An 11,198-nucleotide genomic window follows, 5' to 3' on the forward strand; every position below is an offset into this window, starting at 1 on the left:
GAAGACGTCAGTGGCCGAAGACGTCGGAGTCCAGGGCGTCGGCCTCGCCGGCGGCCCCGCGGTCCAGGCCGGAGATGGCCGCGATCTCCTCCGCGGTCAGGCTGAAGCCGAACACGTCGATGTTCTCGGCCAGCCGGGCCGGGCTGGCCGACTTCGGCACCGCCACCACGCCGAGCTCGACGTGCCAACGCAGCACGATCTGCGCGGGTGTGCGGCCGTGCGCGGCGGCGATCCGGGTGATGACGGGTTCGTCGAGCAGGCCGGTGCCGGCACCCAGCGGGCTCCAGGCCTCGGTGACGATGCCGTGCTCGGCGTGGTAGGCGCGGACCGCGCCCCGACCCAGCCGCGGATCGAGCTGGATCTGGTTGACGTCCGGGGCCACCCCGGTCTCGGCCAGCAGCCGGTCCAGGTGGGTCGTCTTGAAGTTCGACACGCCGATGGCCCGCACCTGACCATCCTTCACCAGGTCGACGAGGCCCTTCCAGGCGGCGACGTACCGGTCCCGCCACGGGTTGGGCCAGTGGATGAGCAACAGGTCGACGTAGTCGAGGCCCATCCGCCGGGTGCTCTCCGCGGCCGCCCGGCGCACTCCCCGCACGCTGTGTGAGCGCTTGTTGAACTTCGTGGTGACGAACAGCTCNTCGCGGGCCACCCCGGCGGCGCGCAGGCCGGCGCCGACCCCCTTCTCGTTGCCGTAGTTGTGGGCGGTGTCGATCAGCCGGTAGCCCAGCCCGATCGCCTGTTCCACGACGCCCTGGACCGCGCGGTCGTCCAGCGGCCAGGTCCCGAGCCCGAGCTGGGGCATCCGGGCGCCNTGCGCGAGGGGGACGGTGGGAACGGGCGAAGGCGGCACGGCGCGCAGACCTTTCTGTCACGATGAGGCAGACCCAGCGAGCGGGCCCGGACGCGCGGGGAGCAGACTGCCAGCATGAGTGCCGCCAGGGACGACAGACTCGCCGTGCAGCTACCCGAGGACTCGGCGGGCGTCATCCGTTCCGCCGCGGAGGGNGAGGGCCTGTCCCTCGAGGACTTCGCCGTCGAGGCGATGAAGCGGTACGCCCAGGAGGTGCTGGCCGACCGGCGGCTGTTCCGCGTGCCGGACACGGACTGGGGCGCGTTCGAGGCGCTGCTCAACGAGCCGCCGGCCGACACCCCGAGGCTGCGCCGGCTGCTGGACGACGAGCCGGGCGCGGAGTAGTCCGCCACCGCCCACCGCCTCCCGACCGCGTCCCCGACCCGGCAAGAAGGATGTCACGCAGTGCCCCTGACCAAACCCGCGGCCCTGACCGAGGCCATGGATCGCACGACCTTCAACAGCGGGGACGACCTGCTTGACGGTTGGCTGCGGCATCGCGCCCTCGAACATCAGCAGGATCGGACCACGAACACGTTCGTGATCCTCGATGCCGACCGGATCGCCGGCTACTACTGCCTGGCGACGGCCGCAGTGGAACGCATCCCCGGCTCGCGCCGACGCTCGCGGCGGCCGACCGAGCCGGTCGCGGCGATGTTCGTCGGCCGGCTCGCCGTCGATCTGCGCTACCAGGGCCGTGGGATCGGCGCCCGGCTCGTCCGCGACGCGGTGATGCGCTCACTCACCGTACACCGGATGGTCGGGCTACCCCTGCTGCTCGCCCATGCGATGCGGGAACCCGGGCGCGCCTTCTACCGCCATGTCGGCTTCCGCGACGCCCGGTTCGATCCCTACCTGCTGGCGCTGCCGCTGCGCGCTGTGGCCGGCGGCTGAACCCTTGGCCGTCGCCCTCAGTCGTCGCCCAGCAGGACGTCCAGGTCGACCCGCATCAGCCACTGGTCGAGCTTGAACGGCGGGTACGGCCAGGGCAGACCGTCGAGCACCATCTGGTTGACGGGCAGCCACAGGCTGCGCCGCAGCGGGTCGACCGCGCCGCGGCGCACCCCGACGTAGCGGGTCGACGGACCGCGCAGCATGTTCAGGCCCACGTCGATGGGCGGCTCGGTGCGGAAGGTCATCCGTGCGCCGCGCCCCGCCGGCCGCACGACCTGCACCAGGCCGTCGAGGCCGGCGAGCAGGACGGCGCCGGTCCGCGGGTCGAGGGTGATGCTGCGGACCAGCCCGCCCTGGTCGGTGCCGGCCACCAGATAGTCGGGCTGGTTCGCGATGCCCCAGGTGTCCGTCGGCCAGTTGCCGGTCGCCGGCGCGCGGGTCACCAGGCCGCGCTCGCGGCCGAGCTTCGGGTAGACGGCCACGGTCTCGGCGTGCAGGCCGTCACTCTTCGTCCGCGCCACGTAGAGCGTGCCGTCCGCGCCGAAGACGGCGGATTCCATCCGGGAACCGTCCTGCACGGCGCGCACCGCGGTGCTGCACGGGGTGATGGTGCCGCGGGACGCCGAGTAGGAGAACTCCTGGATCGGGAACGGCTGCGTGCTGTAGTCCAGGCCCCGCACATCGCTGATCAGGACGAACCGCTCGTCGTCCGGTTCGCTGGTCGGATCTGCGACGACCTCCCGCGGGTTGACGACCAGCGCGATGCCCAACGGCCGGACCTGCGGATACTGCCAGTGCGCCAGGACCCGGCCGGCCGAGTCGACGACGAGCAGCGCCCCGTTGTCGGTTCCGCCGCCGCCGGCGCCCAGGTACTGGGCGATGACCAGGTGCCCGCTGCGTGGCAGGCGGGCGATGGACGCCGGCCCGCGCGAGGAACGCGGCTGCAACGGCGTGAGCGGCGGGAAGGCCTGTGCGGCGAGGGACGGCGAGGCCGTCGTGGCGAGCTGCTCCGCCGTCCAGGACACCTGCGGGTCATAGACCCACCGCGCGGTCGGCTGGTCCCGGCGGAGCTGGCCCACGCTCGGCAGCTCCCCGTCCACGGCCGTGTTCCAGCCGTAGTACGGCATCAGCGAGGTGAACAGCACCCGTTGGGCGCCGTCCGGGCCGGGCACGACGATCACGTCGGAGGTGTCCCCGCCGCCGACGCCGCGGTAGTTCGGATCGAGCCGGGGCAGGCTCAGGCGGCCCTTCGTCGAGGGGATCACCAGCCGGGTGAACCGCTCGATGTCCGGCTCGAAGATCTCGATCTCCATGTCGGTACCGGTCAGCTTCGACTGGTCGTCGGAGAACGGCGTGGTCGTCATGAACACGGTGCCGTCGGCCGACACCGCAGAATTGAACGCGGCCTGGCCGGGGCCGAAGCCCCACCCGGGCACCTCGGTGACCCGGACGGTCGTCTGGCCGCCGTCGAAGTTGCCGAAGCTGCCGGGCGCGCCGTAGATGGTCAGCAGGTTCTCGGGCAGCTTCGTCACCGAGCCGGCCTGCACGGAGGGGCCGGCGGTGACCCCGCCGACCGGGGTGGACGGCTGGCCCTGGGGCAGGCCGCCGGGCACCGACCCCTCCGACGACAGCAGCCGCCCGGCGATGAGCCCGCCACCCGCGGCCGCGCCCAGTCCCACGGCGGTCACGAGCAGCCGGCGGCGACTGAGCCGGGTGTGCTGCGCACCCGCGGCCCTGTCGTCCTCCGCGGCCGCGGCCGGCTTGGGGGGGATCTCCGGCTGGTCGGCGCCGGGCAGGTCCGCGGCCCCGATCCAGGTGGCCTCGGCGGCACGGTCACGCCGGCCGGCGCGGTCCCGGCGGCGGGCACGGCGACCGCGTTCGGTCTGGTCGGTGTCCCCGCCGAGGAAGGCACCGGCACGACCCGGCAGGGTGTCGTGGTCGTCGCTGCTGGGGCCGCCGTCATCACCGTCGTTGGCGGTGTGGCTGCCGCGGGGGGCATGGCTGTCTCGGGGGGCATGGCTGTCTCGGGGGGCATGGTTGTCGCGGGGGGCATGGCCGCCGTCGGGAGCATGGCCCTTTCCGAAGCGGACCTGCCTGCCGATCCGGACCTGCTTGCTGCGGCCAGGCAGAGTTTCATGATCATCAGTGCCGTCGCCGAGGGCACCGCCCCGACCGGTGAGGTCACCATCCCGGGTCGCGCCGTCCCGGGTCGCGCCGTCCCGGGTCGCGCCGTCCCGGGTCGCGGGGTCCGGGGCCGCGCCGTCCCGGGTCGTGGGGTCCGGGACGCCGGTGTCCGAGGCGCGTCTGTCCGGGGCCGCGGCACCCGCAAGAGTGGCACCCGAAACGGTGGCGTGCGAAACGGTGGCGCCTGGGGCAGCGGCGGCCGGGTCGTCAGATGCGTCCGGGTCAGGGGTGCCCGGGTCAGGGGTGCCCGGGTCGGGGGTGCCCGGGTCGGGGGTGTACGGGTCAGGGGTGTACAAAGCGGCGGCGTCCGGGTCAGGGGCGTCCGGAGAAGCGGCGTCGGGACGGCTTGCTCGGTCATGGCCGTCGGGGGTGTCCCTGCCGCGACGACGGCCATGTCTGCCGACTGTGGTGCGCCCGCGCTCACCGCCGTCGGCATCCGAACGGATCTTGGCTGGCATGTGCGGTGGCCTCGCCTCTCAACGCCGGTGGGCCCTCTCGAGGCCGGAGGGTGGGGGGCCCCGGCCGAGTAGGACGACCGTACCCGACGGATTAGAACGACATATCGGACAAGGCCTTTGGACCACGCCCGTCCGGGGGCGCCTAGACCGGCGCGGGGAAGCCCTCCTCGGGCCGCGCGTCGCTGATCGACGCGGCGCCGAGCGGCGGCGCGTCCCCGCCGCCGCGCCCGTCGTCCCTGACCCTCCTGCCCGCCGCCTGCCGGTCGGCGTGGTGGAGTTGGACCACGAGCAGCCCGACCGCGAGCGCGGTCACCGACTCGGCGGCGAGCGCCGCCGTGGCCGTCGCCATCGAGCCGCCGCCCGCCGAGACCAGCGCCGCCGCCGTCGCCACCGTGGCGACCGCCAGCACCCCGACCACCCGGCGGACCCCCGCGCCGAGCAGGTAGGTGGTGAACATGAGGGTGACGGCCAGCAGCGTCATGCTCAGCGCCAGCACCCACAGGGCGGGGGCCGCACCGGTCAGGTGGGGCCCGAATACCAGGCCCAGCAGCCACTTGGCCCCGACCAGGCCGATCGCGGCGAGAAACAGGCCGGGCGCGACGACGAACGCGAGGGCCACCGCCAGGGTCGCCCCGGCCGAGCGGCCCTCCTTGCGCCGCCGCGCCGCCTCGGGCAGCAGGAAGTTGGCCACCGCCAGCCCGATGAAGACCGGCACCTTGCAGGCTGTCGAGATCGCCGCGTAGCCGCCCACCCCGTCCGTGCCCAGCCAGCCGACGATGACGACGTCCATGTTCTGCAGCAGGGCCAGCGGGATGAGCGCACCGAGCGCCACGGTGGTGTCGGCGATGACACTCTGGCGGGCGCTGGCGCGCGGGGCCGGGATCGGAATCGGGATCGGGCCGGTGGCCGGCGGAGTGCCGTCGTCGGGCAGCGGCGCCGACCACGTGCGGACGGCGGCCGGACGGGGTAGCCGCGGGGTGCGGGCGACCGCCCAGCGGGCATGCTCGGCGCCCACGATCACGCCGATGACGATGCCGAGCCCCGCGCCGTTGACCCCCATGCCCGAGACCACAAAGACGATCACCAGGCCGATCCGGACGAAGCCCTCGACCACGAAGTTCACGGCCAGCCGCTGATAGGCGCCACGGGCCTGCATCAGGCCGCGTTCCACGCACAGCAGCGTCCACAGCGCGGCCCCGATCGTGGCCTCGGCGATCGCCACCGGGTGAGGGTAGGACATCAGCGCCGCCGCCGGGCGGGACAGCGCCAGGGCGGCGACGGTGGCGACGACGATTCCGACGCCGCAGGCCCCGCGCAGCCGACGGATCCAGGACCACTGCTCGCGGCGGGTGTCCCCGGTCCCGGACGTCTCGTGCTGCACGACGGCGATGAGCAGGGCGTTCCCGGCGACCGACAGGATCAGAAAGATGCTCACCTGAACGGACACGGCGCCGTAGGAATCGGAATCGAGAGCGCGCGCGACGATCAGGTTCATCAGCAGGTTACAGCCGTTGACGAGCATGCCGGCGACCGCCAGGGCTGCCGGGCCGGCCAGCAGGCCGGACACAGCCTCTCGCGAGGGCTTCGCCATCAGTCTCCCCATCGGGAACGGAACACGTCGATCACCCGTGGCGGAACACCGGCCATGGTATGTGCCCGCCGATTTTTCCGACATCTGTAGGTTGCAGGCGAACATGCTAAGCCCTGTCGATCGAACCGAGAGGAACGCCACCGGTGATCGGAAGCCCCAGCACGCCGCACCCCGCCGGGCTCGGGGAGCACCGGTACCTGCCCACCCTCGCCGGCCGGCACGTGGTGTTCCTCAACTGGCGTGATCAGGACCACCCGCAAGCCGGGGGGGCCGAGCTGTTCTGCCAGTCGATCGCCGAGCGGTTCGCCGCAGCCGGCGCGCGGGTGACGCTGCTGACCTCCCGGCCGGCCGGGGACGGGGGACAGGCGCTGCCGGTGGCCGAGCACGTGGCCGGGGTGGACGTCCGCCGTGGCGGTGGCACCTTCGGGGTCTATCCGTCCGTGCTGGGCCGGCTGGCGGGCCTCGGGCGGGGTGGACACCGCGTCGACGCGGTCGTCGACTGCCAGAACGGGATCCCGTTCTTCAGCCCGCTGGTGCTGCCGGCGTCCACACCGATCGTCCAGGTGCTGCACCATGTCCACCAGAAGCAGTTCCCGCTGTACTTCCCGGGTCCGGTGGCCAAGGTGGGGCAGTTGCTCGAGGCACCGGGCAGCCGGCTGGTCTACCGGCGCCGCCCGGTGGTCGTCGTCTCCCCCTCGACCCGGGCGCAGGCACGCGAGGTGCTGAGCCTGCCCGGCCCGCGCTTCCTCGTCCCCAACGGCGTGACCGCCGCCGTCCCCTCCCCCGCAACCACCGCCGTCCCCTCCCCCGCAACCGCCGCCGTCTCCTCCCCCATGACCGCCGCCGGCATGGCGTCCTCGGGGGATGCGGCGGACCCGGCGGCGGGGCGTCCGGCCGCGGCGCCGACGATCGTGTGCGTCGGTCGGCTCGTGCCGCACAAGCGGCTGCACCTGCTCCTGGACGCGCTGCCGACGCTGGTCGCCGCTCATCCAGGTCTCACCGTCCATGTCGTCGGCGACGGCCCCGATCGGCAGCGGCTGGTCGCCCGCGCGGTCGCGCTCGGCCTGACGACCGTCTCCGGGGACGGCCCCCTCGGGGAGGGCGGCCACGCCCGTGGCGGCGACTCCCCTGGCGGCGACTCCCGTGGCAGCGACTCCCGTGGCGGCGACGTGGTTCGGTGGCATGGTTACACCGACGCGGCCACCCGCGACCGGCTGCTCGCCTCGGCCTGGCTGACGGTGAACCCCTCGCACGGGGAGGGGTGGGGGCTGTCGGTGCTGGAGGCGGCCGCCCTCGGGGTGCCGGCGGTGGCGTTCCGGGTGCCGGGGCTGCGCGACGCGGTCCGGGACGGGACGACGGGCTGGCTCGTCGACGAGGGCGTGCCGCTGGCGGGAACGATCGGCAAGGCGCTGCGGACGCTGGCCGATCCGCCCGCCGCGGCCCGGCTGCGCGCGGCCGCGCGCGCCTGGGCGGCCGGATTCACCTGGGACGCCAGCGCCGAGCTGCTCGCCCGGGTGGTCACCGCCGAGATCGACCGGCTGGCGCGGCCGGTCGGCTCGGGCCGCGGAGGGAGGGCGGCGCGCGATCGCCGCCGAGTCGACGACGCGCTCACCCACGCCACGTTCACGCTGCCGGCCGGCGCGCCCCGCCCCGCCCTGCGCCGCACCGACCTGGTGTACCGGCCGGATCCCCACGGGGGCGAGGTGGTCGCCGTCCTCTACGGCGCCGGCGAGGCCGCCGCGCGGGCGGCGTTGGCTCGAGCGGGAGTGTCCGCCGAGCCTCGGCTGCGTCCCGGCACCGGAGAGGACCTGCTGCTCGCCACGAGCCGCGAGCTGGTGTCGGGGGCCGACGCGCCGCCGGCCCCCGGCTTCTCGCGGGTGGCCGCCGGGGTGCCCGCCCGCGGGTGAGGGTCCCGGGCGGGCGGTGCCTGCGGCGGCCCACCGGCGCGCCGCCCAGCCTCGCGTCAACGCGACGGAACGGCCCCGCCGCGGCGGGTGGTCACCGCGGGCGACGCCGCGCGGTCCGGCCGCGGGGCCCTGGCCACGGCGGGCGTGGGCACGGCGGGCGTGGGCACGGTCACCGGCGTCGGCACGGTGGCACCGGGGGCGCCGGTGGCGCCCAGCTCGACGAAGGCGGCTCGGAACAGATCCGCGAAGGCCGGCACCGAGCCGGGCCCGAGGAGATGGCGGTGGTAACCGAACGTGACGTTCAGGCTGTCGCCCATCCCGAGCACGCCGATGAACAGCCCCTGCGGCATCCCGGCCGTCCCGGTGAAGTACACGGCGCTGATCGGCAGCCCAGCGGCCCCGGCCAGGTCGTCGAAGCGACCGAGGTTGCTCACCGCGGCGGTCGGGGCGAGCACCGGGCGCCCCGCGGCCACTCCGCAGCGCAGCAGCGTGCTGCGCCACGGGCCGGGCACGAACCGCGCCGCAGCGACCCCGAGCGCCCCGGAGAGCCCCGGCACCACCGGCGGGATGGCCTGCTTGGCCAGGTCGGTCTGCTCCACCACGCGGACGGCGAGCTGTAGTGCGTCGACCCGGTCCGCGACCTCACTCGAGATGATCGTCAGACCGGTGCGGTTGCCGCCGATCTCGCCCGGCGCGGGGACCGACGGCGCCGCGGCTGACGACGGCGCGGACGCCAGGGCGATCGGCATCCGGATCCGCAGCCGGCTGGACCCCCCGCCCCGGCGGGAGTTCCACCGGTCGACCGCCAGATGCGCCGCGCCGATCAGCAGATCGTTGATGGTCATCGGCCGGCCGTCCGGCAGCGTCCGCCGGCCGGTGGGCGCCGGCAGCGTCAGCGGATGGAAGCCGTAGCCGTCGCCCCCCGCCGCCAGCGGCGTGATGTAGCGCCCGGAGTGGCGGACGAGCGTGGCCCAGCCGGGCGCGCCGGCCCGGGCGAGCGGCTGCACGCCCGCCGGCACGCCGCGGTGTCCCTCGCCCGGTGCGACGGCACCGTCGCGGTCGGCGGCGTAAGCCGTCGCGCGATAGTGGTCGAGGATCTCGGCGACGAGCGCGGCGAGCCGCAGCCCGTCGAAGGCGAGGTGATGGGCCACCACGCTGAGTTGGTCGCCGTCGGCCCGACGGATCAGCGCCACCCGGATCGGCGGGTAGCGGTGCAGGTCGAACGGCGCCGAGGACAGGATCTCGTGGATGCGCCACCCGTCGGTTCCGTCGTCGACGAAGCCGACCGGATCCGCCGTGGGTTCGGCGGGGAACCGCCAGGCGTGCTGGCGGGATCCGTAGAGCACAGCGCGGGCCATCGGATGACGACGGATCGCTGTCCACACCGCGGCCCGCAGCCGCGCCGGGTCCAGCCGCCCCGTCGTCTGGACGAATAGCCCGCAGGTCAGCGGCGCACTCGCCCGGTCCGACGCGGCGAGAATCTGCTCACCCGGAGTCAACACCCGATCGGGTATCGGCGGTGCCGGAGCCCCGCCGTCCTGCGCCAATCCCATTGTCGTAGGCCGGCCTCTCTGCAGGGGATTTCGCGTTTTCACGGCGATGGCGCGCGTCGCCGTCGAGGAGCAGGTCCAGCGTAACCAGGGAAAATCGCTTGCTCGGGAGAGAGGTCACCCGCCGCCGGCCCGTCCGGACCCGCCCCCGCAAGGTCACCCCGAACAGGGATATGGCAGGCAGAGGCCATAAAAACGGTGTCTGTCGGGGCATACGACCCACCCGGACACCGGGCCGCTACTCACGCAAAGTAGCCAATTTGTGGGCGTAACGAATCCCAAAGGTCGCCCGCGCCCCGCACCGTCGTCCTACCCCCCGTCCCGAAACGGGCACCCTGTCACCCAGTGTTACCCACTGGTCGGCATCGTCGGGACCTGAGAGGATGCCCCCATGATCCTCCCGGTCATCGTGGCGACACTCTGCGCGATCGGGGCGCTCGGCCACGGCGCCAGAGGACTGCGCCGACCGGCCAGTTTCGGAGAGGAGCGCCATGACCGGCAACGAGAGGTGCCCGTCGGGCCGGATTGAACTCGCGGACCTCGTCTGCCTCACGGGCGAATCATCAATACACTACACCGATCAAACGATTCCCCATGAACGCGACCTTGCCATCGTCGAACTGTTGGGTAAGGCGCGGCGCGGCGGCGGTCTCGAACAGCTACTGGACCTGATCCGCCCGGAGGTGGAGGCGGAGACCCTGCGGGCCTTCGGGTTCCGGATGGCCGCACTGGCCGTTCGCCGAACCGACCCCGACCTGCTGCGCCTGGGGCTGCTCGCCGTCGCCCTCGCCAGCCTGCGCAGCATGGACCGCCGCGACGACTTAGGCGCGCTCGCCCCGCTCTGGCGGACGGCGAGCCTGCTGCGCCTTGACCCATCCCACGAGTTCACCGCCGCGGCGGCGGAACTCCCCGCCGCCGCCGAGTTCCTGCTGGGCTGGGTGGACCGCACCCCGGACCTGCAGGATCTGGTCGAGATGGGGTTTCGCGAGTCGGCGGACGAGGACGGCTTCCGCTACGTCAGGGACGCGACCGTCCGTCGCCGCATCCTCGAGGAGGACTACGCCCGCCGGCCCCGCATCATCCGGCTTCTGTCCGCCCGCCAGCGGCGCCGGTGGCTGCGCGAGAACGGCTTCGACTGACGCGGGCGCGGCTCAGCTCGCGGCGGCGGCCTGCCTGCGGGTGACCCTCAGCCGCGCCTGCGCCAGCACGGCGGGCATGTTGCGGATGACGTCGCGGTCGCGGTCGCGGTCCTCCTCGGTGAGCTCCTCCCAGTCCACCATCGACGGGTGCCGCTTGTCCGGCTCGGCGTCGCTGCGCAGCGGTCCGTAGGAGTAGCCCTGGCGCTCCTTGTGCCGGCGCCACCGGACGTGCTCGTCGCGGGCGAGTTCCTCGATCTCGGCGTCGGTGAAGGCGAACGGGTCGCCGTCCGGCCCGGCGGAGACGATCGACCAGTCGCGGGCCTGCACGATCGCCGCGTACTGGGCGGCCTGCGCACGGTTGGCCTCCCGCAGCGGCTCGGCCAGCTCCGCCCACGGCCGCAGCCCCGGGCGTGACCCCGCCTCGTGCCGCTTGCCGAGCTCGTGGTCGAGGTAGCGGCGGTGGATCGCCTGCGCCATCCGCTCGACGCACCCCGGGTCGAGCAGCGGCGCGGTGCCCGCCGCGGCTGCGGGGGCCGTTCCGGACTGCCGGGTCGAGGATCCGCTCACAACCATTGTCATGGCCCGGTGACTCCTTCTGAAACGGATGGCGGCCAAGGATCGA

Annotated in this window: 8 protein-coding genes and 3 pseudogenes; 5 read left to right on the top strand and 6 right to left on the bottom strand. The window is 73.9% G+C overall.

The genetic code is table 11. The features are described from left to right. Window positions 1-7: 7 nt before the first annotated feature. Both UK82_RS09040 and UK82_RS36745 read right to left on the bottom strand, forming a co-directional pair. On the bottom strand, window positions 8-640 hold a 633-nt coding region (locus UK82_RS09040), incomplete at its 5' end, for an aldo/keto reductase (RefSeq protein ID WP_236705694.1). 1 nt (window position 641) lies between these two features. Beyond that, a pseudogene (locus UK82_RS36745) lies at window positions 642-814 on the bottom strand (aldo/keto reductase); the annotation flags it as partial. 114 nt (window positions 815-928) lie between these two features. On the opposite strand from UK82_RS36745, the pseudogene UK82_RS41420 reads away from it, so the two are divergent. The 3 genes and pseudogenes from UK82_RS41420 to UK82_RS09050 form a co-directional block, all read left to right on the top strand. Further along, a pseudogene (locus tag UK82_RS41420) lies at window positions 929-1,008 on the top strand (DUF1778 domain-containing protein); the annotation flags it as partial. Between the two features lies 1 nt (window position 1,009). After that, window positions 1,010-1,198 (top strand): annotated as a pseudogene (locus UK82_RS09045) (DUF1778 domain-containing protein); the annotation flags it as partial. 60 nt (window positions 1,199-1,258) lie between these two features. After that, entirely contained in the window at window positions 1,259-1,747 is a 489-nt protein-coding gene (locus UK82_RS09050) for a GNAT family N-acetyltransferase (RefSeq protein WP_173667257.1), read from the top strand. 17 nt (window positions 1,748-1,764) lie between these two features. Here the strand turns inward: UK82_RS09050 and UK82_RS42005 are convergent, their stop codons facing one another. Continuing rightward, a complete protein-coding gene (locus UK82_RS42005; RefSeq protein WP_396230498.1) occupies window positions 1,765-4,227 on the bottom strand; it encodes a hypothetical protein in 2,463 nt (820 codons plus the stop codon). A gap of 304 nt (window positions 4,228-4,531) precedes the next feature. Next, the gene (locus tag UK82_RS09060) at window positions 4,532-5,980 is read right to left on the bottom strand and encodes a lipopolysaccharide biosynthesis protein (protein ID WP_044882894.1); all 1,449 of its coding nucleotides are present in this window, start codon (window positions 5,978-5,980) and stop codon (window positions 4,532-4,534) included. A 143-nt stretch (window positions 5,981-6,123) separates the two neighbouring features. Here UK82_RS09060 and UK82_RS09065 point away from each other — a divergent pair, with 143 nt between their 5' ends. After that, window positions 6,124-7,887 (top strand): glycosyltransferase family 4 protein, encoded by a 1,764-nt coding sequence (locus tag UK82_RS09065; protein WP_055406882.1) that lies wholly within the window; start codon window positions 6,124-6,126, stop codon window positions 7,885-7,887. Between the two features lie 56 nt (window positions 7,888-7,943). Here UK82_RS09065 and UK82_RS09070 read toward each other — a convergent pair whose 3' ends face one another. Then, on the bottom strand, window positions 7,944-9,389 hold the full coding sequence (locus tag UK82_RS09070) for a condensation domain-containing protein (protein ID WP_236705695.1): 1,446 nt from the start codon (window positions 9,387-9,389) through the stop codon (window positions 7,944-7,946). Between the two features lie 539 nt (window positions 9,390-9,928). Between UK82_RS09070 and UK82_RS09075 the strand changes: the two genes are divergently transcribed. Then, the gene (locus UK82_RS09075; protein ID WP_236705696.1) at window positions 9,929-10,576 is read left to right on the top strand and encodes a hypothetical protein; all 648 of its coding nucleotides are present in this window, start codon (window positions 9,929-9,931) and stop codon (window positions 10,574-10,576) included. A gap of 12 nt (window positions 10,577-10,588) precedes the next feature. On the opposite strand, the gene UK82_RS09080 is transcribed toward UK82_RS09075, so the two are convergent. Continuing rightward, the gene (locus UK82_RS09080) at window positions 10,589-11,155 is read right to left on the bottom strand and encodes a RyR domain-containing protein (RefSeq protein WP_055406884.1); all 567 of its coding nucleotides are present in this window, start codon (window positions 11,153-11,155) and stop codon (window positions 10,589-10,591) included. Window positions 11,156-11,198 lie beyond the last annotated feature (43 nt).

Source organism: Frankia sp. ACN1ag, assembly GCF_001414035.1.
GTDB lineage: Bacteria > Actinomycetota > Actinomycetes > Frankiales > Frankiaceae > Frankia > Frankia torreyi.

What these genes read in the sequence shown, in the direction of transcription:
- UK82_RS09060 (WP_044882894.1), bottom strand. Translation starts at nt 5,980, where the DNA reads ATGGCGAAGCCCTCGCGAGAGGCTGTGTCCGGCCTGCTGGCCGGCCCG.
- UK82_RS09075 (WP_236705696.1), top strand. Translation starts at nt 9,929, where the DNA reads ATGACCGGCAACGAGAGGTGCCCGTCGGGCCGGATTGAACTCGCGGAC.
- UK82_RS09080 (WP_055406884.1), bottom strand. Translation starts at nt 11,155, where the DNA reads ATGACAATGGTTGTGAGCGGATCCTCGACCCGGCAGTCCGGAACGGCC.